We start from the raw sequence: 22555 nt of genomic DNA, 5'->3' as shown, positions 1-22555 counted from the left end.
CGGCGCCTGTTGTGGGCGCAGCGCGGGCGTGGCGGAAGTTCGGCCTTTCATATAGGCCCGAACGAAGTGGGCTTACCGCTCGTCGACGACAGCGGTACGTACGCCGCAGTAGCAATCCCAAGCGGAGTCGTCAGGCCACTCTGTGTTCATCGGGCGGGAATTGGCCGATATTCCAGGTTCATGTGAAAGAACGAGGGGGCTCGTTGTGAGTGAGGGATTCTTCCTCTTGATTTCGTGACGGATGAGAACAGGGTCGAAGGGGATGTGAAGGGGTCGGTCGTGCAGGCCGATTCCATTCGAGGGGACGTGCACATCCATGCGTCTGGGCAGGTCACACCGGTGCCGCAGCAGCTGCCACCAGCGCCGTTCGTCTGTGTCGGGCGCGAGCGGGAACTCGATTTGCTGGCCGATGCAATGGATGAGGCGGTGCGGGACGGGACTGCGGTGGTGGTTTCCGCGTTGGCGGGTACTGGAGGTATCGGTAAGACGTGGCTCGCCTTGTACTGGGCGCACCGAAATCTCGCACGATTTCCGGACGGGCAGTTGTTCGTGGATCTGCGCGGGCGGGATGCAAGTGGCCAGCCTTTGTCCTTGAACACGGCGGTGCGCGGGTTCATCGATGCTTTCGGGATCGCCGCTGATCGCATCCCGGTGGACGCCGGGGCGCAGTTCGGCCTGTACCGGAGTCTGGTGGCGGGCCGGCGGATGCTGATCCTGCTCGACAACGCGCGTGACACGGCGCAGGCCGCGCCCTTGTTGCCGGGAAGTCCGACTTGCGTGGTGGTCGTGACGAGCAGGGATCGGCTTGCGGGGCTCGTGCGAAGTCATGGTGCTCGGTCGATCACGCTCGACGTGTTGTCGGACGCGGAGGCGCGGGAGTTGCTGTGCGCGCTCATCGGCGCGCAGCGGGTGGCGGAGGAGGCTGAGGCCGCCGACGAGCTGATCGCGTGTTGTGCGGGATTGCCGCTGGCGTTGAGCCTGGTCGCGAGCAGGGCGACGGCGCACCCGTCGTTTCCGTTGGCAGGGCTGGTCGACGAGTTGGTGAACACGACGACGCGGCTGGGTGCGCTCGACGACGGTGACGGGGTCACGAGTCTGTCCGCGGTGTTGTCGTGGTCGTACGAGGCGTTGTCGCCGGAGGAGGCGATGGTCTTCCGCGGGCTCGGTCTGGCCGGCGGCGCGGACATCAGTCTGGCGGCGGTGGCGAGTCTCGCGGGCTTGCCGCAGCGGCAAGCGGCGGGTGTTCTTCGTGCCCTGGAACGGGTTTCGCTCGTGCACGAGCACATGCCTGGGCGCTACCGCATGCACGATCTGGTGCAGCTCTACGCGGAGGAACTGGCACAGCAGGACGAGTCGCGGCACCTGGCGCTGCGCAGGCTGGTGGACTTCTACCTGCACACCGCGCGTCGCGGTGACGTGCTGCTCGACCCCGACAGTGAGGAGGTCGTGCGCAGGCCGCCTGCGCCGGGGTGTGTGCCGCTGGAGTTCTCCTCGCAGAACGAGGCCGTCGAGTGGTTCGACGTCGAGCACCGGAACATCGTTGCGGCGCAACAGGCGGCGAACGGTGACGTGGTGTGGCAGCTCGCCTGGGCGCTGCACGGCTACCACTGGTGGCGTGGGCATCTGCACGACGACCTGCTGGCGTGGCAGGCCGCGTCCGTCGCGGTGCGCGACTCGGTCGAGCTGCGGCCGAAGGTGCTCGTGCGTCAGATGCTGGGCTTCGCGTACTCGAGGCTGATGCGGCACGACGAGGCGTTCGAGCAGCTCGACGAGGCCTTGGTGATGGCTGGTGAGCTCGGTGATCCGCACAAGCAGGCGGAGGTGAACCACGCCTCGGCGCACGCGGCGAGCAAGCGGGGAGACGTCGAACGGGCGCTGCGGCACGCGAACGAGGCGTTGCGGCTCTATCGCGAGGCCGGGGCGCCGTTGCGGGAAGGGTGGGCGTTGATCCTCCTGGGGTCGTTCGCGGGCAAGCTGAACAACCAAGTGCTGGCCTGGACGTCCACGGAGGACGCGCTGGCCGTGTTCCAGAAGCACGACTACGTGCCGGGCAAGGCTGCTGCGTTCAACTCCCTCGGCATGCTGGCCGGAGCCGTCGGCGACCACGGATGTGCGATGGCGTACCACGAAAGCGCGCTCACCATCCGGCGCGAACTGGGCAACAGCTACGCCGAGGCGGACACGCTCGCCCAGCTCGGTGGGACCTACGCCGCGATGGGCAGGATCGCGTGGGCGAAGTCGTGCTGGGGAGCCGCGTTGGCGCTCTACCGGGCGCAGTGCAGGTCAGCCGACGTCGAACGGGCCGTGCGCCAGCTCGACCTGCTCGCGGACCGCTGAGTGGAACGGGGTGCAACCACACAGCGCGTGCACCCCGTCCCCTCAGCACTGATCAGGGGGTATTCGCATGAAACGCACAGTCAGACTGCTCTCGGCCGCCGCGCTTCTCGCCGGCATGACGGCCGTGTTCACGGGCACCGCGCACGCCTGCAGCTGCGTGCCGGCCACCGAGGAGCAGGCGTTCGCCAGGGCCGACCACGTGTTCCAGGGCAGGATCCTGGCGAAGTCCGACGAGCCGGACCAGAAGGTGCGTTATCGGGTAGTCGTCTCCAAGGAACGCAAGGGGGACGTGCCGCGCTACGTCAGCGTCCTCACCGAGATGAGCAGTGCCTCGTGCGGGGCGAAGCTCGTGGTGGGCAAGGACTACCTGGTCTTCGCCACGGGCGACGCGTGTGACAGGAAGGTCGAGACGAGTCTGTGCAGCGGGACGCGGCGGGTCGACCAGGCACGAGCCTGCGGGAACTAGGCGCCGGCGACCCGAACCTCGGACACCACCTGGCGCACCAGGATGCGCAGCGCCTCGCGGTCCACGGTGGCCGGGTCGTCGGCCAGCCAGTCGCCGATCTCGCGCACGAACTGCTCCGGGGTCATCGGCGGCACCTCGAAGTCGAGGTCGTCGTCGCAGGTGACCTCGCCGGAGCGGCTCGGGTAGATGATCAGCGCGCCGCGGATCTCCAGCCAGGGCAGGACTTCGGCGAACCGTTCCACGCCCTCGAGCAGTTGCGAGCCGCCGCCGCGGAACGGGTGGCCGTTGCGCCAGAGTTCGCCGTCCTCGTCGCAGTAGTAGTGGCCGGGCAGCCAGGACTTCGACTCGATCAGGACCAGGCGGCGGCCGCAGAGCAGCGCGTGGTCGACGTCGGTGAAGACGGAACCCGGCCAGGCGAGGCCGTGGAAGATCCGCACCCCCGGTAGCTGGGTCATGTACTCCGTCAGCAATCCGGCGGTCAGCCGTTCGCGTCTGTTTTCACCCGTACGGCCGAAAATGGTGTTCCCGTCGTACTCACCCGCGAACGCCCGTTCGGCCCTCGAGGTCACGATGTAGCGACGCACCAGTCGGAACGCGGCGTAACCGGCGCCCGCCACCAGCGGCAGCCAGACCGCCAGCAGAAGCGGGGACAGCGGCAGTGCCAACGGGATGAGCAGGACGAACCACCCGCCGATCGCGGCGGCCGCCGGGGCGTGCCCGAGGCCCGCGGCGGGGACGTAGCGGACGCGCGCGCCGAGGTCGATGCGGTTCCACCAGTCCATCACGCCGAGGTCGACGCGCGGGCGTGGCGCCGTGTAGTTCGGGTCGTCGCCGAAGTCGCGCAGCTTGCCGGTGCGGCCTGTTCGACGAGGTCGCGGGCGTGCCTGCGGCCGGACGACCGGCGGCACCACCACGGCGGGGCGGTCGTAGTCGGCGCGCCGGACCGGGTCCTTCAGCGTCTCGTAGGCCTCCTGGAGCATGCGGAAGCCGCCAGACGTCCCACCCGCGTCGGGGTGCATGACCTTGGCGAGAGAGCGGTAAGCCGACTTGATCTCCGAGGCACTGGCGCCCCGGCTCACACCGAGCAACTCGTAGTAGTCGATCCCTGGCACGACACCGTCCAGTCCGAGGTTGATGCACGAACCTTATTGGGTCCAACACTTTCGCAGGGCATACGGCCCGCAGTTCGCCGACTAGTGTGGAACAGGCAGTCCGATGGGGCCTGTAGCGCAGTGGTCGACGCGCCCTCCGGCACGGAGGGAGAACGCCGGTTCGAATCCGGCCGGTCCCGCTCTCTCAGGGGACGTGTGTTCGCGGACAGCGCGAACCTCGTCGATCGCCATTCGCTGTGGGGACACCCCACACCCCGAGACACACCTTCATTGGCTCCCGCCTTTCCTCCTCCTCGTACGGCCGGGTCTCTGGCCTGGTTCACCTGTTGACGGCAGTGGTCTAGTCCACCTAGCTTGAGGAAGCGCCGCCGCGCCTGTCACCCATCGAGGAGACCGCATGTTCAGGCGCAGAATCATCGCGGCCGCGACAGCCCTGTTAACGGCAGCCACTCTCGCGGCACCAGCCTCGCAAGCCGCACCGCAGTCCGCACCGCAGTCCGACGTCGGAGCCCAGGCGATCACCAAGCGCGTCGTGGGCTACTTCGTGCAGTGGGGCGTCTACCAGCGCAACTACCACGTCAAGAACATCCGCACGTCCGGCTCCATCAACAAGCTCACGCACATCAACTACGCGTTCGGCAACGTCTCCGGCGGCCGTTGCGTGCTCGGTGACGCCTACGCGGACTACGACAAGTTCTACGACGCGGCGTCCTCTGTGGACGGTACGTCGGACACCTGGGACGCGGGTGCGTTGCGCGGCAACTTCAACCAGCTGCGCAAGCTGAAGAAGCTGAACCCCAACCTCAAGGTCCTGTTCTCCTTCGGCGGCTGGACCTGGTCCGGCGGCTTCCCGGCGGCGGCGAGCAGCCCGAGCGCGGCGGCGGCGTTCGCGGACTCCTGCTACAAGCTCGTCGAGGACCCGCGCTGGGCGGACGTGTTCGACGGCATCGACATCGACTGGGAGTACCCCAACGCGTGCGGGCTCACCTGTGACACCAGCGGTTTCAACTCGTTCAAGGTGCTGATGCAGGCCGTTCGCAACCGCTTCGGCAGCAACCTGGTCACCGCCGCGATCACCGCGGACGGGTCCAGCGGCGGCAAGATCGACAAGGCGGACTACGGCGGCGCTGCGCAGTACGTGAACTGGTACAACCCGATGACGTACGACTTCTTCGGCGCTTGGGCGGCTCAGGGCCCGACCGCACCGCACTCGCCGCTCACGTCCTATGCTGGCATTCCGACGGCAGGGTTCAACACCGACGCGGCGATCCAGAAGCTCAAGAGCAAGGGCATCCCGGCCAGCAAGATGTTGCTGGGCCTCGGTTTCTACGGCCGCGGCTGGACCGGCGTGACGCAGTCGGCACCCGGCGGCACGGCGACCGGTGCCGCACCCGGCACGTACGAGGCCGGCATCGAGGACTACAAGGTGCTCAAGGGTCGTTGCCCGGCCAACGGAACCGTCGCGGGCACGGCGTATGCCAAGTGCGGCAGCCAGTGGTGGAGCTACGACACCCCGGCCACGATCCGCAGCAAGATCTCGTGGGCCAGCGGCCAGAACATGGGTGGCGTGTTCTTCTGGGAACTCTCCGGTGACACCACCAACGGCGAGCTGATCAGCGCGGTGCAGTCCGGCATCGGCTGAACCTGAAGCTCGAAACCCGTGGCCGGGCACCAGGTCCGGCCACGGGTCTCACGAGATCAGCAGCCGCTCGACTCGATCACCGCTTCCCCGGGGCCACCGCTCCCGTCGACGTAACCGATCGCGCAGCTACTTCCCGGCGAGTAGACCATGTTGCCGTAGGATGAACGTGCCCTTCGCGGTCGCCTTGCGGCCTGACTCCGACCGGCTCGCCCCGCAACCGGAGTCGTACGGGTCCTTGCCGTCGCAGCCACCGAGGTGACACCGCCGAGCAGCGCGAGCGAAAGACCTGCGGTCGCAGCCGCACTGGCCAGCAATTTCTTCCCCATTTGAGCAGCTCCCAAAAGCTTGACGCCAGAGGGCGCAGGATGTCCGGGTGGACGCATACGAGCACCTGCGCCGCCTCTGCCTGGCGCTGCCCGAGGTCACCGAACGGCTGAGCCACGGCGAGCCGACCTGGTTCGTGCGCGGCAAGAAGACCTTCGTGATGTCGGCGAACCAGCACCACGACGACCGCGTGGCCTTCTGGTGCGCGGCGGGCCCTGAAGTGCAGGCCACGCTGGTCGCCCAGGCTCCCGGGCAGTACTTCCGCCCGCCCTACGTGGGCCATCGCGGCTGGCTCGGCGTGTACCTGGACGTCGAGGTGGACTGGGGCGTCATCGCGGACCTCGTCGAGGACGCCTATCGGGTGATTGCCCCGAAGACGTTGGTCGCGCAACTCGACGCCTCGAGTTGCCGACCCGACTGACCTGCCGCAGTCTTCCGCGCATGGCGACCTGTGACGTCTGTGGCAACGAGTACTGGATGGCCTTCGAGGTGCGCACCGTCGGCGGCGGCGTGCACACGTTCGACAGCTTCGAGTGCGCGATCCAACGCCTCGCGCCGCGCTGCGAACACTGCGACTGCCGCGTGATCGGGCACGGCGTGGAGGTGGAGGGCCGCTTCTTCTGCTGCGCCCACTGCGCGCGTTCGGCGTCCACCGACCTGGGCGCGATGATTCGCGACACCGTCGGCGCCCATCCCGGCTAACCGAGGACCAGGTCCAGGCTGAGCGGAACGGCAGGCGGCAGCACGTCCGTGCCGCTGCGGAACGACTCCAGCAGGTAGGCGACCAGCCGCTTCGACGCGGCCACGGCGACCTCGACCGGCACGCCGGCGAGGCCGCCGTTGGCCACGAGCACCAGCGTCAGGTCGTGCGGCGAGAAGTCGGGCCGCAGCTGCCCGCTGTCCTTCGCCCGTTCGACCAACGTGGCGAACGCCTGCCACGTCCGGTCCCTGACCTCGGAGTGCATGTCGGGGAACGACGCGACGAACGCCGCGGTGAACCCGCGATCGGTGGCCTGCAGCAGGCACACCTTCTCGATCACCGTGCGGAACCCTCGCCACGGGTCAGGGTCCGTCAGCGCGTCCTCGATCACGGCCTGGCAGAGGGCGAACTGCTCGGTGAAGGCCTCCAAGACCAGCGCTTCCTTGGTGGGAAAGCGCCGGTACAGGGTGGCGACGCCGACGCCCGCGCGGCGTGCGATCGCGGCCATCGGCACCTCCAGCCCGCGTTGCGCGAACAGTTCCCGCGCCACGGCCAGCACTCGCGCCCGGTTCTCCCGTGCGTCGGCACGCATCTGAGACGGTTCAGCGGTCACTTCTTCTCACTTCGCCGCAAGTGGACAGGGGTCTCCACTTACGAGACTACGTTGAGAAGCATGAGAGTTCAGGGGCCGATGGTGCGCACGGTCAACAAGTGGATGGTCGGACTGCGTGACGCGCCGCTCGTCGGCAAGCTCGTGCGCAAGGGCATCACGGTGGTGACCTACACGGGACGGAAGTCGGGCCGTACCTTCACCACACCCGTTGGCTACCAACGCAAAGGTGACGTCGTCGAGATCCGCGTGATGATGCCGGACGCCAAGACGTGGTGGCGCAACTTCAACGGCGAGGGCGGTCCGCTCACGCTTGACCTCGATGGCGGCGAAAAAACCGGGCACGCGACATCGCACCGTGACGACAAAGGTCGTGTCACGGTGCGAGTGCAGCTCTAGAAGCCTTACCTGGCAAGGGAAGCCAAACGGCGTGGCTCCAGGAACGCCGCCAGCAGATAGGCCGCGCCGCCCAGCACCGCCAGCACGCCGAAGAAACCGGCACCGGGGACGAACAGCGTCGCCGCCGCGACCAGCATGAGCCAGGTGCCCAGGTTGTAGTGCAACGCGTTGCCGCGGATGGCACCTTCGGCGATGTAGATCAGGCCGACGACGATGGTCGACCCGGCGGGCCACAGCACGGTCTGCAGCTCTGGCTTGTCGAACACCGTGCTCAGGCCGGTGACCGCCAGCGCCAGCGCGACGAAACCGGTGACCCAGGCCGTGCCGACGAGCTTCTCGGCTCGTCGCCGGGACTCCGTGGCGGCTCGCTGGGCACGTAACGACGAGGTCATGGCGAAGGCCGTGCCGGCGACGAGGCCGGTGGCGAGCAGCGCGATCGGCAGCCAGAACGGCATGACGACCAGGCCGGACTTGGAGAGCAGCGCGGCGCCGTGGCCGAACACGTAGGCGAACGCGAAACCCAGGTAGGCGACGCGGTTGTCGACCTCGTCGGCTGGCACAGCGATGGCCGAGCGGATCGCGGTGGCGTTCATGGGGACCTCCGGAAAGTCAGATGAGTGAAGTGATCAGGCGTGGTGCGAGAACGGTGAACTGGGACGAGCGGCGGACCGACGCGCGCTGGTCGGCGAGACCGTGCAGGCCCAGCCACAACGTCATGGCGCGATCGGAGTCGGCGAGGACTCGGGTGAACAGCCGCAGCGCCGGTTCGGAGAGATCGGCCGCACCGAACATCACGCGGTAGCGGCGGGGATGTGCGACGGCGAAGTCCAGGTAGGCGAGGCCTGCGGCGTAGGCGTTCGTCGCACCGAGAACGGCGGCTTCGAGTTCGCGGAAGGCCTCGTGACACACGGCCAGCAGGATCGCCGGGGGATCGGGGAAGTGCAGGTAGATCGACGAGGTGGGGACGTCCGCCGCACGGGACACGGCCCGCAGCGTCACGGCGAGGTCCTGGTCGACCAGGCCGGTCGCCGCCGCCACGATGAGCCGGCGGCAGCCGGGCCTGCTCACGGCTCCGGAACGATGACGACCTTGCCCAGCACCGTGCGCGACTCGGCCAGCGCGAGCGCGGCGGCGGCCTCCGGCAACGGGATGCGCGCGGCGATCTGCGGCGTGAGCGCACCGGCGCCGACCAGGCGGAGCACCTGCGTGAGGTCCTCGCTCAACCGCGCACGGAACGCGGCGGCACGGAAACGCTTGCCTGCCCAGAAGTTGTAGAACCCGGCGCGCTTGCCGTTGGGCAGCACGTTCCACAGCATCAGCTGCCCGAACAGCTTGAGCACCGGCAGCATCGCGTTGCCCGGCTCGTCCTTCGTCGCCGCCGAGCCGTAGTTGACCAGCGCACCGCCCTTGCGCAGCAACTTCCACGACTCGTGCAGGCCGGCGCCGCCGACGTGGTCGAACACGGCGTCGACACCGTCCGGCGCGATCTCGCGGATCCGGTCGTACATGTGCGGGTCGCGGTAGTCGACGGGAATCGCGCCGAGCTCGCGCACCGCGTCGTGGTGGCGGACGGAAGCCGTGCCGATCACCTTGATGCCCGCGTGCTTCGCGAGCTGGACGAGCGTCGACCCGACCCCGCCGTTGGCACCGAGCACCACGATCGTGTCGCCCCGCTTGACCTTCGCGGTGCGGTACATCATCTGCCACGCCGTGACGCCGTTGACGACCACGGTCTCGGCGGCCGCCGCGTCCACCCCGTCCGGCACCGGCACCAGATCCGCCGCCTCGACGATCAGGTGGCTCGCCCACCCGCCGACCTTGGTGACCGCGGCGAACCGGTGGCCACGCAGGTCGCGATCCACCCCGGCGCCGGTCGCGACGACCGTGCCGACCACGTCGTAACCGGGCACGAACGGGAACGCCGGCTGGTCGTAGTACTTGCCCAGGCGCATCTGCTGCTCGGCGAACGAAACGCCGGTCGCGTCCATCCGCAGGACGACCTGACCCGCACCAGGCGCGGCCAGGTCGCGGACCTGAACCTGCAGGCCGGCGGGCTCGACCACACCCGGCAGCACGATCTCGGTGACGCGGGTGGTGGCGGTGGTGGCGTTCATCTCTGACTCCTCGGCTCGTTGTGCTTACGGCCATAAGCTAACGCCCGTAAGTCTACGACCGCAAGACCTAACACCCATAAACTTTCAGGTGTATGGTTACGGCCGTGACGAACACGGAGCCACGCAGGCGCAACCGCCGAGGTGAGGGCGGGAAACTGCGCGAGGAGATCATCGCCGCGGCGTTGGCGCTGCTGGACGAGGGCGGCGACGAACGCGCGGTGACCCTGCGCTCGGTAGCCCGCAAGGCCGGCATCGCGGCCCCGTCGATCTACGCGCACTTCGCCGACCAGCCATCGATCATGCTGGCGGTCGTCCAACAGGAGATGGACGCACTCGCGTGCGCGCTGCGAGAAGCCGACCAGAACGCGGGCCCGGACGCCCGGACACGCCTCTTCGCGGTGTGCAACGCCTACCTGGACCTGGCTCTGCTGCACCCGCAGCGCTACCGGATCATGTTCGGCGGCCTGTGGACCCCGTCCGTCGACGACACCTCGATCACCGACGCCGACCTGGACTCACTGGGCGCGGAGGCGTTGACCCTGCTTGCCGACGTGCTCAGCGCGTGTGTGGAAGCTGGTATCGCGCACAGCAGCGACGACCTCTACGGCGACGCGGTCGCGCTGTGGCTCGGGCTGCACGGCCTTGCGCACCAACGGGCCGTGGTGCGCAAGATGCCGGGGCCGGCGGACGTGGCGGAGCGGTTGATCAAGGCGCTCGCGCACCTGAAATAGGTCAGGGAGCCTCGAACAGCGTCGACACCGACTCTCCGACGTTGATCCGCCGCATCGCCTCCGCCATCGCCGGCGCGATCGACAACACCCGCAACTTCGGCACGACCTTCGAGTCCGGAATCGGCACGGTGTTCGTGGCCACGATCTCCAGCACGTCGTCGAAGGCCTGCAACCGTTCCAGCGCACCAGAAGAGAACAACCCGTGCGTGCACGCGACCCGGATCGACCCGGCCCCGCGCTCCCGCAGCTTGTCCAGCAACTCGATCACCGTCGACCCCTTGGCGATCTCGTCGTCCAGCACGATCACGTCGCGCCCGGCGACCTCGCCGATCACGGTCTGGATCTGCACCTTGTCGTCGGCGAACCGCTGCTTCGCCCCGGCCGCGACCGGCAGGCCCAAGATCCGGGCGAAGTGCGCGGCTTCCTTGGCGTTGCCGAGATCCGGCGACACCACGACGGTGTTCGACAGGTCGTGGGCCGAGAAGTGCGCGGCGAGCTCGCGCAGCGCGTGCAGGTGGTCGACGGGCACCGAGAAGAACCCGTGCACCTGCGGAGAGTGCAACGTCATCGCCAGAACCCGCGAGGCGCCAGCGGCCACCATCAGGTCGGCGACCAGGCGTCCGCCGATCGAGATCCGCGGCGCGTCCTTCTTGTCCGAACGCGCATAGGCGTAGTGCGGCAACACCACGGTCGTGCGCGCGGCAGAGGCGCCACGGGCAGCGTCCAGCATCAGCAGCAGTTCGACGAGGTGTTCCTGCACCGGTGGTACCAGTGGCTGGATCAGGAACACGTCCCGCTCGCGGCAGTTCGCCTGCAACTGCACTTCGAGGCAGTCGTTGGCGAACCGTGTCAGGCGGCTGGGTGACAGGTCCACGCCGAGGTGACGGCAGATCTCGGCGGCGAGGTCGGGATGGGCAGAACCACTGAAGACAGCGATGTCACGCACACCCCGAAATCTAGTCGACGACCAGCACCAACTTGCCGTCGCGGAAGAACGGCGTCAGGTTGCCGCGCGTGTCGACGGTGTGTGTGCCGCGCGGCAAAACGACCTCGATGGCCGTGAACGCCAGGATGTCCGACACGCCGTGACGGCCGCGCAACGACCGTTGGCCTTGGTACCGCAGAGCGCGTCCCTCGCGGCGGTACTGATGGGCCTCAGCAGCAGTGGAGGCGCCTACTCGAAGCGCCTCCGGGCCTACCTGACGTGCTGAGAACGCGCCGCGTACGGAGACGCCGAAACCCTGGGCGACCAGTGAGTTCACCACTGCGTCCGACGGGGGCACTGGCAGGAGGAAGGACATCGCGAAGTGGCTGTCAACCTCGTGCACCACGACCGTTCGGGCCGTGGTCAGCACTGTGTCGTGCAGCTCCAACGCGATCTTCTCCGCTTCCCAGCGGTTTTCATAGCCGGCGTCGATGCCGACGAAGGTGCTGGTCACCTGACCTCCACGAAGATCGGGTTGGTGTAGCACCACAGGTCCTCCCACGGGTTCGCGGCTCCGGGTGTGTCCGCCTGCGGTTCGAACGCGCCGCGGTTGCCGTCAGTTCCGCGCAACCGGAGGTAAAAAGGCTCCCGGACGTTGCGGAACGTGTGCGTGAAGACCGCATAGTGCCAGCGCGGCTCGTAGGATCGCTCGACCTTCACATGTGGCGTGGCCAACGTTTCAGATGATGATCGTCCGGTTACCGCGCCCTTGATGAGGTCCAAACGGCCCAATCGTGGCACGAAACCCGCGCTGTTGGGGCGAGTTGCCAAATGTGCCTTGACCAGCACGGTCACGTCCGAGCCGCGACGCACGCGCAGACGGCCGCCCATCGTCTCGGTTCCGCCGGACGCGTAAACCTGGAATCGAAGATCATCTACCAAGCCGCCGTGCGAAACCCACGCTCGGCCTGCCCTCAAGCCCTCCATCACGGCGCCCCGCGTCCGCCGGGTGACGCCGACGACGGTCCGGGAGAACTCGCCGGGGAAGAAGTCGACGTAGGGCGGCAGCACCTGGGGCACGCCGCCCTCGATCGCGTCGCGGTGCTTGCCGGTCAGGTCGAACTGGTTGCCCGGCTCCGGCACTCGGACGATCGTGTCGCGCGAGTTGAAGTGCGAGTCGGAGTTCGACGTGATCCACCAGCCGAGCCCCTCGGCGAGCAGCGAGTCCCAGACGCCGCCGACCTTCGCCGTCATCCAGTCGAAGCCGCCGTAGGTCCTGTAGGCCTCGGGCGGATAGGGCGCGTAGGAGTTCGAGCCCGGGCTGTTCGCGTACCCGCCGCGGTGGCCACCGGGACCGCGCAACGGGTCGCCGTCGCCCTGCGCTCCGGGCGCGCCCTCCATCCCGACAACGATGTCGGGTGCCAGGTCACGCAGGGCGCGGAGCTCGTGGGGCGCCACCCGGCCGTTGCGCATCGGGTGGTTCACGAACACCAGCGCGGACTTCATCGTGCCGTTGCGAATCTTGGTCTGCAGGAACCGGATCGCGTCGAGCGCCTTCTTCTCGTTCGCCGGGGTCGAGGCCTCCGCGCCGTTCAGCCGCCAGTCGAACTGCCGCTCGAAGTCGCGCAGCACACCGGCCTCGTCGCGGCAGTCCTCGAAGAACAGCGTGGCGTGCTCCGCGCCGGGGACGTTCCACTCCATCCCGTGCCACAGCAGCAGTTGCGGGAACTTCCTGGCACCACGGCGAAGATCGGCCGCCGTCGCCTCGACCGAGTGCGCCTCGTGCGACGCGTGGCCGTGGTCGGTGATCACGAGCCAGTCCGTGCCGTGCCGCAACGCACCGCGGATCTGCTGCTCGATGGTGTACATGCCGTCGTACGAGTACTGCGTGTGCGTGTGGTGATCGCCGGAAAGCCACTGGTAGCGCGGCGTTGCCGAAGCGCTCCCGGTGCCCAGCGCTCCCGCCACGCCGAGCACGCCGGCTCCCTGCAGGAAGCGTCTGCGGGCTACTTCGGACATGGCTGAACCTCCACACGACGGGTCGGGGTCCGTGGAGGCTAGGTCGATCGGGTGTGGTGCAGGTGGACGCTGGGTGAACTAGATCGGAAGCAGGTCCACCCAGTCCAGGAACGGCAACGCGCCCGTCCCCTGCAACGCCGCGAGCCCCAGCCAGATCGACAGGATCGTCACGATCGGCCCGACGATCGCGAGTTCGACCACGCCACCGGTCTTCATCCGCATGATCTTCGGCGGCGCCACCGGGAACCACGTCTTGCCCATGATCGGGATCGGCCACAGCATCGGGCAGCCCTGCTCGGTGATCGCGTCGCCGATGTAGTGCGCGACACACCCGACGCCGACCGCGATGCCGCACGCCGCGGCGGAAGCGTTCGTCTGCGAGGTCCACGCGATCATCGCCCAGGTGATCCCCGCGGACACCACCGTGATCATCAGGGCGTCCTGCTTGGGGTTCCAGTCGTTCAGGATCCCGCGCACCGCGAGGCCGGCGAACACGAACATCAGCACCGGCAGCGCCCATTTCTGGCTGTTCTGCACGACGGCCGTGGTGAAGACGGCGGCCAACAACGCGAAGACGAGCGTGTGTGTGAGACCGCGATGTCCGCCGTCTCGCTTGGAGTCCTTCTTCAGACGCGTTGTCCGGTAAACGAAGCTGCTCACCACGTTGATGCCCGCGGAAAGACCGCCGCTCAACGCTCCGAACGTGCGCGAGATGGTCGAACCGGGGTGGTCGAGGTCGGGCAGAAGCGCCGCCCCGGTGGCGAGAACCGCCCCGACGGCCCAGCTCTGCGGCGAAAGCTGGCCGATCGGGTGACTCGACGCGATCGCGGTGACAGCGCTCCAGGCGAGCAGCCCGCTCATCGCATGTGTTGGCCCAGTTGACACTTACTCCCCTTTTGATGATCACCCGACCGTGCTGACAGTAGTCGTTGCTTGAACGCCGCCGGAGCGAAACTCGTTCAACGGCGAAGAAGATCGACTCCTGCCTGGTGGGGCCCTCTCTCGTGGTGACCAGCTGACGAGAGGACTACGGTTCACACCAATGGCGCAGTGCTTGGCGCCAGTTGAATCGATGTAACCAGGGTCGCAGGCACAGGACGGCGTTTTACCAGTACGCTTGTCCTGCTTGCATCGTCGCGAGAGGAGCGCCCAGGATTATGGGCAAGATCAAGGTTCAGGGCACCGTCGTCGAACTCGACGGCGACGAGATGACCCGGATCATCTGGCAGTTCATCAAGGACAAGCTGATCCACCCGTACCTGGACGTCACTCTGGAGTACTACGACCTGGGCATCGAGCACCGGGACGCCACCGACGACCAGGTCACGATCGACGCCGCCAACGCCATCAAGAAGCACGGCGTCGGCGTCAAGTGCGCCACCATCACCCCTGATGAGGCGCGCGTCGAGGAGTTCGGCCTGAAGAAGATGTGGGTCTCGCCGAACGGCACGATCCGCAACATCCTCGGCGGTGTCGTCTTCCGCGAGCCGATCATCATCTCGAACGTCCCGCGGCTGGTGCCGGGCTGGACGAAGCCGATCATCATCGGCCGTCACGCGCACGGTGACCAGTACAAGGCCACCAACTTCAAGGTGCCCGGCGCCGGCAAGCTCACGATCACGTTCCAGCCGGAGGACGGCTCGGACCCGATCGAGCACGTCGTCACCGAGTTCCCGGCGGAGGGCGGTGTGGCGATGGGCATGTACAACTACAACAAGTCCATCGAGGACTTCGCCCGCGCCTCGTTCTCCTACGGCCTGCAGCGGGGCTACCCCGTCTACATGTCGACGAAGAACACGATCCTGAAGGCCTACGACGGCGCCTTCAAGGACATCTTCGAGCGCGTGTTCAACGAGGAGTTCAAGGCGGAGTTCGACGCCAAGGGCCTCACCTACGAGCACCGCCTCATCGACGACATGGTCGCCGCGGCCATGAAGTGGGAGGGCGGCTACGTCTGGGCGTGCAAGAACTACGACGGTGACGTCCAGTCCGACACGGTCGCGCAGGGCTTCGGCTCGCTCGGCCTGATGACGTCGGTCCTGATGACCCCGGACGGCAAGACGGTCGAGGCCGAGGCCGCGCACGGCACCGTGACGCGTCACTTCCGCCAGCACCAGGCCGGCAAGCCGACCTCCACGAACCCCATCGCGTCGATCTACGCGTGGACCCGTGGCCTCATGCACCGCGGCAAGCTGGACAACACCCCTGAGGTGATCCGCTTCGCCGAGGCGCTCGAGGAGGTCGTGATCGAGACCGTCGAGGCCGGTCAGATGACCAAGGACCTGGCCCTGCTGATCAGCAAGGACCAGGCGTGGCTGACCACCGAGGACTTCCTCGCCGCGCTCGACGAGAACCTCAAGAAGAAGATGGCGTCGTTCTGATCTTCGCCTGATTCACGCAGTCGAAAGGGCCACCCCGGTCACGCCGGGGTGGCCTTTCTCGTTGCGCGTCACCCGGTCGGTTCCTCTTGCGGGTGGTTGCCGCGCCGAGCCCTCCACGCGGGACCTCCAGCCGCTATATCTCCAGGTCTGGGCAGTAGCGGTCAGTCGGAGGCAGCGCGATGTTGGGTGTACCGGTCAGGGGATTGATCGTGATGGGCGTGCTGGGCGTCGCCGGGGTGATGTTCCTGGTGAACGGCGGCAAGCCGATCGGCAGCACGGAGAGCACGGCGGGGATCTGCAAGATCACGGTGACCGCGGACATCCTCAACGTCCGGTCAGGGCCGGGTGACATGCAGCCGATCGTCTCGACCATGCCGCGTGACGCGGTCGCCGACGCACAAGCGCGCGTCGAGAACGGGTACCGCATGCTGAGCGACCGGCGCTGGGTGAGCCAGCAGTTCGTCGCGCTGACCAGCGACTCGACCTGCAAGTAGCGAAAATTCCAGGTGTTTCCTGGTCCGGTAAGCCCTTTCCAGGCCAGGTCGCCCTCCCTAGGATTGATCCGGCTGGCCTAGCGCGGTCAACCGGAACGCGCCGCCACGTGTTCGAAGTGCGTGCGGCGAAGGGACGTATCCGGTGGCGGTCACGAGTTCCGTGGTGTCCGACCGCAAGCGTGAGCTGACGGCAGTCCGCGAGGCGCTTGCAGGCGCTCCTTCGGTGGTGTGCGTCGAGGGTCGCGTGGGCATGGGCAAGACGGCGGTGTTGTCCGAAACCGTGCGGATGGCTCGTGAGCTGGGTTTCGAGGTCTTCCGGGCGCAGTGTTCCGTCTCGGAGTCGGGATTCCGGTTCGGTGTGGTCGCTCAGCTCTTCGAGAGCGAGGCCGACGAGATCCTCGACGGGGACGCCGACCAGGCGGCGATGCACCGGTTGCACCGGCTGGTGCGCGAGATCTCCCTGGGTTCTCCGGTCCTGCTCGCCGTCGACGACGTGGAGCACGCCGATGCCCCGTCCCTGAACTTCCTTTCCTACCTGCGAAGACGGCTGGGTGAGCTGCCTGTCGTGATCGTGGTGACGCGGGGGCTTGCCGCTGACGCGAAGCCGTTGCTGCGCGAAGTGGTCGGCGATGCCGTGCGTGTCCGTCTCGCAGGTCTTGACCAACTCGCCTGTGGCCGGTTCCTGCGGGCGTTGTTCACCTCCGGCGTCACCGACGAGGTGGTCGCCGAGTGGCGCGTGGCCACCTGCGGTAACCCGTATCTCCTGGGCCTGCGCCCTCGCGACCTCGGGGAACGGGCCGGCGAGCTGGTCGCGCGGCTCGCGCAGGCAGGTCCGCGGGCCGTGGCGCTGGCGCGGTCGTTCGCGGTGCTGGGTGAGGCGGATCTGGGGCTGGCGGGTGCGGCGGCCGGGCTGTCGGCGGCGGAGGCGGTCGAGGCGTCACGGGCGTTGAGCGGCTTGGGTTTCGCGGGTGTGCCGATGGTGTCGGCGACGTTGGCGCAGAGCACCACCGCGCTGGACAAGGCGGCGATTCACGCGCGGGCGGCGCGGTTCCGGCACGACGACCAGGCGCCGGTCGACGACGTCGCGGCGCACCTGCTGGAGGCCGCGCCGATCGGTGAGGGCTGGGTGCGGGACGTGCTGAGGGCTGCGGCTCGGCGGTCCACTTCGGACAGAGCGATCGCGTGCCTGCGCAGGCTCTTGCGCGAACCGCTGCCGGACGACCTGCGCGGCGAGGTGCTGGTCGAGCTGAGCGAGGCGCAGTCGCTGGTCGATCCGGGCGCGGCAATGGCCTCGTTGAACAAGGCCTCGAGCGCGTCGATGGACGTGCTGGCCGAGGGACGGATGGCGTTGTTGCTCGCCTACGACCTCGCGGGACGGCGGCTGCACCGGGACGCTGTCGCGAAGGTCGAGTCGGTGATCGCGCGGGTGTCCGGTGTCGACGCGGATTTGGCTCAACGGCTGGATTTGTACGCGTTGTCGCTGGGGCTGGAGGAGTCGTTCTTCTCCGGCGAGGTGGAGACGCGGACCGCGCGGTTGCTGGGCTCGCGGATGACGTCGGCGCGCAACGAGCGGTTCCTGAACACGCTGCTGGCTTATCGGGGTGCTTCCGTCGGCGCCAAGCCCGGTGAGACGCGGCGGCGAGTGCTGGCCGCGCTGCCGTTGCAGATCGGACGCGACCTGATCGACCAGTTCTCGTTCGCGCACATGATCGTGGCGTTGATCGGCATCGACGAGTACGAGCAGGCGGACCGGCAGTGTGAAGAGGCGTTGAAGGTGGCGTCCGAACGCGATCTCGCCTTGTGCTCCGCTCTGGTGCAGGGACTGCGTTGTCACGTGGCGCGGCGACTGGGCGCGTTGTCCGACGCGGAACGGCTCGGCATGACGTCGCTGACGCGGCTCGATGCGTTGGGCGCCAACCAGGACGGCAACGTCGTCGCTTCGGTGGCAGGGCTGGTCGGCGCGTGGGTGGACACCGGCGACACCACGTCGGCGCGTCGGCTCGTGCGCGAACGCTCGTTCGACGGCGACTTGCCCGAGTACTCGCACTACCAGGCACTTCTGCACCAGCGCGGCCGTCTGCACATGGCTCTCGGCGACCCCGTCTCGGCGTTGCGGGACCACCTCACCTGCGGCACGCGCATGGAACGACGCGGCGCGCGCAACCCGTCGTTGCAGCCGTGGCGCTCGCACGCGGCGTTGGCGCACTTGGCGTTGGGGGAGCGGGATCAGGCGTTGCGGCTGGTTGCGCAGGAACTGGAACTGGCGCGCGACTGGGGCTTCGCCGTGCCGATCGGCGTTGCTCTGCGGGTGTCCGGTGTGGTGGCAGGAGAGGTGGGGTTGCTGGAGGAAGCCGTGTCGACGTTGCGCGCTACCCCGGCCCGGCTGGAGTTGGCGCGGGCGTTGGTCGACTGGGGCGTTCTGTTGCGTGTGCTGGGCCGCGGCCCGGAAGCGCTGGCGGCGTTGCGGCAGGGTCACGACGTGGCGAAGCGGTGCGGCGCGATCCCGTTGATGGGCATGGCGGCCCGCGAACTGCGTGCCGCCGGCGGTCGTCCCGCGCGAGTGCCGTCGGGTTCGGTGCTCACCTCGCAGGAGGACCACATCGTGCGGCGCGCGGTGCTGGGCCTGACCAACCGGCAAATCGCGGCGGAACTGTTCGTCACGCCGCGAGCCGTCGAACTGCACTTGACCCGCGCATATCGCAAACTGGGCATTAGCGGCCGGCGCGATCTGGCCGCGGCATTGGAAAAGGCCGGCGCGTGAGGGCGGCGCCGGCCTTTTCCAGCGTAGTTACTTGAGGACGATGATGCCCGAGGCGAAGATCGTGGCGCCGACCTTCTTGCCCTTCACTTCGACCGTCGCGCCCACCTTCAGGTCACCCGAGATGATGGTCTGCACGATGTTGTAGTCCACGTCCACCGTCATGGAGGCGTCGACCTTGACCTTGATGGACTTGCCCTTGACGACCGCGACGACCTCGCCGGTCACACTGGCAGAAGCCTCGGCCGACTGGCTCGCGGCAGGCGTGGCCACGGCCTGGGCGGCACCCCCGAAGAGCACGGCGGTGGCGGCGAGACCGACGAGAACACCCTTGATCGCGTTCATTTCTGCTCCTTGATGCTTTTCGTGCTTCGGGGAGATTTCCTGGGCCCGGCACGAATTTGGCCCACGCCGATCCGCACGCTCAAGTGGTGGTCGTGAGTCTTTCGTTCTCTCCGAAGTCGCGCTTTGCATTGGTCAACGACTTCGGTGGCGTGTGGCAAACTTGCGGGCATGCTGCGCAACATGTTTCGGTGGGGCCGGTCGAGAGCCGTCACGCAGTGCTCCTGCGTCCCCGAGTGGCAGGGCCTCTACACCGAGATCGACGGCCAGCGCCAACTCGCCCTTCCGCGCGACGAGATGGCCACGATCGTCGGCTACCTCGACCTCACCGCACACTGCGCGGGCTGCAACGCCGAGTACCCGAAGCCCTGGGGCCTGGCCTCCAAGTAGGCTTCCCGGTCGTGCTCACGGTCTCCACGATCAACGTCAACGGCCTGCGCGCCGCCGCCAAGAAGGGCTACCTCGAGTGGCTCGCCGCCTCCTCCGCGGACGTGGTGTGCCTGCAGGAAGTCCGCGCCGAACCCGCTGAGCTGTCTCAGGACGTGCATTCACCGTCCGGCTGGCACGGCGTGTACGCCCCGTCATCACTGAAGGGCCGCGCAGGCGTTGGCATCCTCTCGCGCGTTGAACCGTCATCGGTGCGTGTGGGCTTCGGAACTTCCGAGTTCGAGTCGAGCGGCCGCTACCTGGAGATCGAGCTGCCCGACGTCGTTGTGGCCTCGCTGTACCTGCCCTCCGGCGACGTGGGCACCGAGAAGCAGGACGAGAAGGACCGCTTCCTGGCGGCCTTCCTGCCGTACCTTGTGTCGCTGCGAGAGAAGGCGGCCGTATCGGGCCGTGAGGTGCTCGTGTGTGGTGACTGGAACATCGCGCACCGCGCCGAAGACCTGAAGGCGTGGAAGACGAACCAGAAGTCCTCTGGCTTCCTGCCTTACGAGCGCGAGTGGATGTCCTCGGTGTTCGCCTCGGGGTACACGGACGTGATGCGCTCGCTGCACCCGGACGCCGTCGGGCCGTACTCGTGGTGGTCGTACCGCGGCAAGGCCTTCGACAACGACTCGGGCTGGCGGATCGACTACCAGGTCGCGACGGACGGGCTGGCTGCTCGGGCGCAGTCCGCGGTCGTCGAGCGGGCGGCGACGTACGCCGAGCGCTGGTCGGACCACGCCCCGGTCACCGTCGTCTACTCCGACTGACCCAGCCCGGCTGGTGGGTTCTGGCGTCTGCAAGTACCACCAACTCATGATCAAATCGCCTCTAGCTACTACCAACTTGGCGTCGTCGTCATGCCGGTCGAGTGCGGTGGCGGATGGCGCCAGATCAGTTGGTAGTGGTTAGAGGCCTGTTGATCAGTTGTTGGTGGTACTTGCAGACGCCTTGACAGCTGCCGACGCGATGACTGCTCCGAGTGACTCAGCCCGCCCAGCCTTTATCGCTCTTGTCCCTCTCCTGACGGCTCGATTTCACCCGCCGGCTCCCCGAACATGAGCACGATTCAGCATCGATGAATCGGGGGCGCTCATGACGGGTTTCAATCGGCGTTCGTTCCTGCTGGCGATGGGCGTGGGCGCCGCAGGCGTGCCACTCCTCGACACCCAGGCGTTCGCGTCGACCGCAGGCACCACGCTCGACACCACGGCGGCACCGGTCGGTGCGAGCGGCTATCGCAGGCTCGCGGCGGGGCCGGGGTGGCCGACGGTCGTGCGCAGCGACCTGATCCCGGCCAAGGCGGGCCGGGAAGCCCGGCGTCAGGCGTTGACCAGTTTCGTGCAGTTCAGCGACATGCACATCTGCGACGCCCAGAGCCCGCTCCGGTTCGAGTACCTGCACCCGATCATGGGCTCCAGTGCGCACCGGCCGCAGGAAGCCCTCACCACGCAGGGCTCCACGTCGCTCGTGAAGCGCGTCAACGCCGTTCGCCGAGGACCGTTGACCGGCAGGCCTTTTGACTTCCTCATGACGACCGGCGACAACACCGACAACCACGAGAACGTCGAGCTCGACTGGTTCCTCACGATCCTCAACGGCGGCCGGATCACGCCGAACACCGGCGACCCGAGGTACGAGGGTGTGCAGAACGCGGGCATCAAGACGTTCTGGCAGCCCGACCTCAGCGGCAGCGACGACTACAAGGCCGCCGGATTCCCGCAGCTGCAAGGACTTCTCGACGCGGCGGTGCGGGAGTTCACCAGTCCAGGCCTGAACATTCCGTGGTACTCCACGATCGGCAACCACGACGACAGCGTGGTCGGCGCGCTGCCGGACGGGTTGCTCGACAGCTGGTACACCGGGAGCAAGAAGATCGTCGGGTTTGGCGACCCCGTGCAGAACGCGAAGGTCGCGCAGGCGTTCAACGACCCCAAGGCGATCCCGGAAGCGCTCGCCATCCTCGCGAACGGCGGCGTCGTCCGGACCGTCACGCCGGATCCGAAAAGGCGGCTGTTCGACACCGGCGAGTTCGTGCGCAAGCATCTGCCGTCGGGCGGGCACGGCTACACGGACGCGAACGCGGATGGCGTCGACGTCTTCTACACGTTCCGCATGGCGCCTGGCGTCACCGGCATCAGCATGGACACCACGAACCTCGCCGGGTTCTCCACGGGCTCGATCGGGCTGCACCAGCTCAACTGGATCGAGAAGACCCTCAAGCGCAGCAGCTCGCTCTACTACGACTGGCTCGGCAGGCCCGCACGGCAGAACGTCACTGACGAGCTGTTCGTGCTCTTCAGCCACCACACGAGCACGACGATGGGCAACGTCCTGCCGGACAAGCGCCGGCCGTTGGACCCGCGCATGAACGGCGACGCGTTGGTCAACCTTTTGCACCGGTTCCCGAACGTGTTGGCGTGGGTCAACGGGCACACGCACCGCAACGTGATCACGCCGCACCGGCACGACACGCCGAGCCGGAGCTTCTGGGAGATCAACACCGCGGCGCACGTCGACTACCCGCAGCACGCCCGTGTCATCGAGGTCGCGGACAACGCGGACGGCACGTTGTCGCTGTTCACGACCCTTCTCGAGGCGGATGCGCCGTATCAGGTCGACTACGACGACAGGTCGGACACGGCGTTGGCGAGCCTGTGCCGGGAGTTCACCTACAACGACATCCACTCGCGGACGAACCCGCTGGGCACGCCGCTGGACCGGAACACGGAACTGCTGGTCAGCGTGCGGTGATATGGGATGTCCCACACCCCG

General features: G+C 67.6%; 23 protein-coding genes and 1 tRNA gene. 14 read left to right on the top strand and 10 right to left on the bottom strand.

Going from position 1 to position 22555, the window contains the following annotated elements; genetic code table 11:
• The first annotated feature begins 414 nt into the window (after positions 1 to 414).
• Both ACWGE0_RS14075 and ACWGE0_RS14070 read left to right on the top strand, forming a co-directional pair.
• Positions 415 to 2337, top strand: a complete 1923-nt coding sequence (locus ACWGE0_RS14075) for a tetratricopeptide repeat protein (protein WP_452261398.1) — start codon at positions 415 to 417, stop codon at positions 2335 to 2337.
• A gap of 67 nt (positions 2338 to 2404) precedes the next feature.
• Positions 2405 to 2803 (top strand): hypothetical protein, encoded by a 399-nt coding sequence (locus ACWGE0_RS14070; RefSeq protein ID WP_452261295.1) that lies wholly within the window; start codon positions 2405 to 2407, stop codon positions 2801 to 2803.
• Here the strand turns inward: ACWGE0_RS14070 and ACWGE0_RS14065 are convergent.
• A complete protein-coding gene (locus ACWGE0_RS14065) occupies positions 2800 to 3915 on the bottom strand; it encodes a J domain-containing protein (protein ID WP_452261294.1) in 1116 nt (371 codons plus the stop codon). The two genes, ACWGE0_RS14070 and ACWGE0_RS14065, sit on opposite strands and share 4 nt — an antisense overlap.
• A 105-nt stretch (positions 3916 to 4020) precedes the next feature.
• Here ACWGE0_RS14065 and ACWGE0_RS14060 point away from each other — a divergent pair.
• The 4 genes from ACWGE0_RS14060 to ACWGE0_RS14045 all read left to right on the top strand — a co-directional run bounded on the left by ACWGE0_RS14060 (position 4021) and on the right by ACWGE0_RS14045 (position 6583).
• A tRNA-OTHER gene (locus tag ACWGE0_RS14060) sits at positions 4021 to 4094 on the top strand.
• A gap of 218 nt (positions 4095 to 4312) precedes the next feature.
• Positions 4313 to 5557, top strand: coding sequence for a glycoside hydrolase family 18 protein (locus ACWGE0_RS14055; protein ID WP_452261293.1), 1245 nt, complete (start codon positions 4313 to 4315; stop codon positions 5555 to 5557).
• Between the two features lie 373 nt (positions 5558 to 5930).
• Positions 5931 to 6302, top strand: a complete 372-nt coding sequence (locus tag ACWGE0_RS14050) for an MmcQ/YjbR family DNA-binding protein (RefSeq protein ID WP_452261292.1) — start codon at positions 5931 to 5933, stop codon at positions 6300 to 6302.
• A 20-nt stretch (positions 6303 to 6322) separates the two neighbouring features.
• Positions 6323 to 6583: a Prokaryotic metallothionein gene (locus tag ACWGE0_RS14045; RefSeq protein ID WP_086669330.1), complete on the top strand. Its 261-nt coding sequence runs from the start codon at positions 6323 to 6325 to the stop codon at positions 6581 to 6583.
• Here ACWGE0_RS14045 and ACWGE0_RS14040 read toward each other — a convergent pair.
• The gene (locus tag ACWGE0_RS14040; protein ID WP_452261291.1) at positions 6580 to 7194 is read right to left on the bottom strand and encodes a TetR/AcrR family transcriptional regulator; all 615 of its coding nucleotides are present in this window, start codon (positions 7192 to 7194) and stop codon (positions 6580 to 6582) included. The two genes, ACWGE0_RS14045 and ACWGE0_RS14040, sit on opposite strands and share 4 nt — an antisense overlap.
• Positions 7195 to 7254: 60 nt before the next feature.
• On the opposite strand from ACWGE0_RS14040, the gene ACWGE0_RS14035 reads away from it, so the two are divergent.
• Positions 7255 to 7590, top strand: a complete 336-nt coding sequence (locus ACWGE0_RS14035) for a nitroreductase/quinone reductase family protein (protein ID WP_452261290.1) — start codon at positions 7255 to 7257, stop codon at positions 7588 to 7590.
• A gap of 5 nt (positions 7591 to 7595) precedes the next feature.
• Here ACWGE0_RS14035 and ACWGE0_RS14030 read toward each other — a convergent pair whose 3' ends face one another.
• The 3 genes from ACWGE0_RS14030 to ACWGE0_RS14020 are packed head-to-tail and all read right to left on the bottom strand — an operon-like array spanning position 7596 to position 9704.
• Positions 7596 to 8183, bottom strand: a complete 588-nt coding sequence (locus ACWGE0_RS14030) for an ABC transporter permease (protein WP_452261289.1) — start codon at positions 8181 to 8183, stop codon at positions 7596 to 7598.
• A 16-nt stretch (positions 8184 to 8199) separates the two neighbouring features.
• Positions 8200 to 8658, bottom strand: a complete 459-nt coding sequence (locus tag ACWGE0_RS14025; protein WP_452261288.1) for a TetR/AcrR family transcriptional regulator — start codon at positions 8656 to 8658, stop codon at positions 8200 to 8202.
• On the bottom strand, positions 8655 to 9704 hold the full coding sequence (locus tag ACWGE0_RS14020; RefSeq protein WP_452261287.1) for a medium chain dehydrogenase/reductase family protein: 1050 nt from the start codon (positions 9702 to 9704) through the stop codon (positions 8655 to 8657). Before ACWGE0_RS14020 ends, ACWGE0_RS14025 begins: the two co-directional genes overlap by 4 nt.
• 104 nt (positions 9705 to 9808) lie before the next feature.
• Here ACWGE0_RS14020 and ACWGE0_RS14015 point away from each other — a divergent pair, with 104 nt between their 5' ends.
• Positions 9809 to 10435: a TetR/AcrR family transcriptional regulator gene (locus ACWGE0_RS14015; RefSeq protein WP_452261286.1), complete on the top strand. Its 627-nt coding sequence runs from the start codon at positions 9809 to 9811 to the stop codon at positions 10433 to 10435.
• A 1-nt stretch (position 10436) separates the two neighbouring features.
• On the opposite strand, the gene ACWGE0_RS14010 is transcribed toward ACWGE0_RS14015, so the two are convergent.
• The 4 genes from ACWGE0_RS14010 to ACWGE0_RS13995 all read right to left on the bottom strand — a co-directional run bounded on the left by ACWGE0_RS14010 (position 10437) and on the right by ACWGE0_RS13995 (position 14264).
• Positions 10437 to 11381 (bottom strand): ribose-phosphate diphosphokinase, encoded by a 945-nt coding sequence (locus tag ACWGE0_RS14010; RefSeq protein WP_452261285.1) that lies wholly within the window; start codon positions 11379 to 11381, stop codon positions 10437 to 10439.
• 10 nt (positions 11382 to 11391) lie between these two features.
• Positions 11392 to 11874 (bottom strand): hypothetical protein, encoded by a 483-nt coding sequence (locus tag ACWGE0_RS14005; protein WP_452261284.1) that lies wholly within the window; start codon positions 11872 to 11874, stop codon positions 11392 to 11394.
• On the bottom strand, positions 11871 to 13379 hold the full coding sequence (locus ACWGE0_RS14000) for a PHP domain-containing protein (protein WP_452261283.1): 1509 nt from the start codon (positions 13377 to 13379) through the stop codon (positions 11871 to 11873). The genes ACWGE0_RS14005 and ACWGE0_RS14000 overlap by 4 nt, the downstream gene beginning before the upstream one ends.
• Before the next feature lie 78 nt (positions 13380 to 13457).
• Positions 13458 to 14264, bottom strand: coding sequence for a metal-dependent hydrolase (locus ACWGE0_RS13995; RefSeq protein WP_452261282.1), 807 nt, complete (start codon positions 14262 to 14264; stop codon positions 13458 to 13460).
• A gap of 272 nt (positions 14265 to 14536) precedes the next feature.
• On the opposite strand from ACWGE0_RS13995, the gene ACWGE0_RS13990 reads away from it, so the two are divergent.
• The 3 genes from ACWGE0_RS13990 to ACWGE0_RS13980 all read left to right on the top strand — a co-directional run bounded on the left by ACWGE0_RS13990 (position 14537) and on the right by ACWGE0_RS13980 (position 19015).
• A complete protein-coding gene (locus ACWGE0_RS13990; RefSeq protein ID WP_319967503.1) occupies positions 14537 to 15760 on the top strand; it encodes an NADP-dependent isocitrate dehydrogenase in 1224 nt (407 codons plus the stop codon).
• A 179-nt stretch (positions 15761 to 15939) separates the two neighbouring features.
• Positions 15940 to 16254 carry an SH3 domain-containing protein gene (locus ACWGE0_RS13985; protein ID WP_452261281.1) on the top strand — a complete coding sequence of 105 codons (315 nt, stop codon included), beginning with the start codon at positions 15940 to 15942 and terminating at the stop codon, positions 16252 to 16254.
• 142 nt (positions 16255 to 16396) lie between these two features.
• Positions 16397 to 19015, top strand: coding sequence for an AAA family ATPase (locus tag ACWGE0_RS13980; RefSeq protein WP_452261280.1), 2619 nt, complete (start codon positions 16397 to 16399; stop codon positions 19013 to 19015).
• 27 nt (positions 19016 to 19042) lie between these two features.
• Here ACWGE0_RS13980 and ACWGE0_RS13975 read toward each other — a convergent pair whose 3' ends face one another.
• A complete protein-coding gene (locus ACWGE0_RS13975) occupies positions 19043 to 19357 on the bottom strand; it encodes a hypothetical protein (protein WP_452261279.1) in 315 nt (104 codons plus the stop codon).
• A gap of 168 nt (positions 19358 to 19525) precedes the next feature.
• On the opposite strand from ACWGE0_RS13975, the gene ACWGE0_RS13970 reads away from it, so the two are divergent.
• The 3 genes from ACWGE0_RS13970 (at position 19526) to ACWGE0_RS13960 (ending at position 22534) form a co-directional block, all read left to right on the top strand.
• Complete coding sequence (locus tag ACWGE0_RS13970) at positions 19526 to 19744, top strand: hypothetical protein (protein WP_452261278.1); 219 nt, start codon at positions 19526 to 19528, stop codon at positions 19742 to 19744.
• A gap of 11 nt (positions 19745 to 19755) precedes the next feature.
• Positions 19756 to 20550, top strand: coding sequence for an exodeoxyribonuclease III (locus tag ACWGE0_RS13965; RefSeq protein ID WP_452261277.1), 795 nt, complete (start codon positions 19756 to 19758; stop codon positions 20548 to 20550).
• Positions 20551 to 20875: 325 nt separating this feature from the next.
• On the top strand, positions 20876 to 22534 hold the full coding sequence (locus ACWGE0_RS13960; protein WP_452261276.1) for a TIGR03767 family metallophosphoesterase: 1659 nt from the start codon (positions 20876 to 20878) through the stop codon (positions 22532 to 22534).
• Positions 22535 to 22555: the final 21 nt, after the last annotated feature.

Source organism: Lentzea sp. NPDC054927 (genome assembly GCF_053610285.1).
Note: the sequence above shows the minus strand (reverse complement) of the source record. Positions and strands in the feature narration are given on the sequence as shown.

Excerpts from the sequence above, each read along its gene's own strand:
- ACWGE0_RS14075 (WP_452261398.1), top strand. The coding sequence starts at position 415 with ATGGATGAGGCGGTGCGGGACGGGACTGCGGTGGTGGTTTCCGCGTTG.
- ACWGE0_RS14070 (WP_452261295.1), top strand. The coding sequence starts at position 2,405 with ATGAAACGCACAGTCAGACTGCTCTCGGCCGCCGCGCTTCTCGCCGGC.
- ACWGE0_RS14055 (WP_452261293.1), top strand. The coding sequence starts at position 4,313 with ATGTTCAGGCGCAGAATCATCGCGGCCGCGACAGCCCTGTTAACGGCA.
- ACWGE0_RS14045 (WP_086669330.1), top strand. The coding sequence starts at position 6,323 with ATGGCGACCTGTGACGTCTGTGGCAACGAGTACTGGATGGCCTTCGAG.
- ACWGE0_RS14035 (WP_452261290.1), top strand. The coding sequence starts at position 7,255 with ATGAGAGTTCAGGGGCCGATGGTGCGCACGGTCAACAAGTGGATGGTC.
- ACWGE0_RS14030 (WP_452261289.1), bottom strand. The coding sequence starts at position 8,183 with ATGAACGCCACCGCGATCCGCTCGGCCATCGCTGTGCCAGCCGACGAG.
- ACWGE0_RS14020 (WP_452261287.1), bottom strand. The coding sequence starts at position 9,704 with ATGAACGCCACCACCGCCACCACCCGCGTCACCGAGATCGTGCTGCCG.
- ACWGE0_RS14000 (WP_452261283.1), bottom strand. The coding sequence starts at position 13,379 with ATGTCCGAAGTAGCCCGCAGACGCTTCCTGCAGGGAGCCGGCGTGCTC.
- ACWGE0_RS13990 (WP_319967503.1), top strand. The coding sequence starts at position 14,537 with ATGGGCAAGATCAAGGTTCAGGGCACCGTCGTCGAACTCGACGGCGAC.
- ACWGE0_RS13985 (WP_452261281.1), top strand. The coding sequence starts at position 15,940 with ATGTTGGGTGTACCGGTCAGGGGATTGATCGTGATGGGCGTGCTGGGC.
- ACWGE0_RS13975 (WP_452261279.1), bottom strand. The coding sequence starts at position 19,357 with ATGAACGCGATCAAGGGTGTTCTCGTCGGTCTCGCCGCCACCGCCGTG.
- ACWGE0_RS13970 (WP_452261278.1), top strand. The coding sequence starts at position 19,526 with ATGCTGCGCAACATGTTTCGGTGGGGCCGGTCGAGAGCCGTCACGCAG.
- ACWGE0_RS13960 (WP_452261276.1), top strand. The coding sequence starts at position 20,876 with ATGACGGGTTTCAATCGGCGTTCGTTCCTGCTGGCGATGGGCGTGGGC.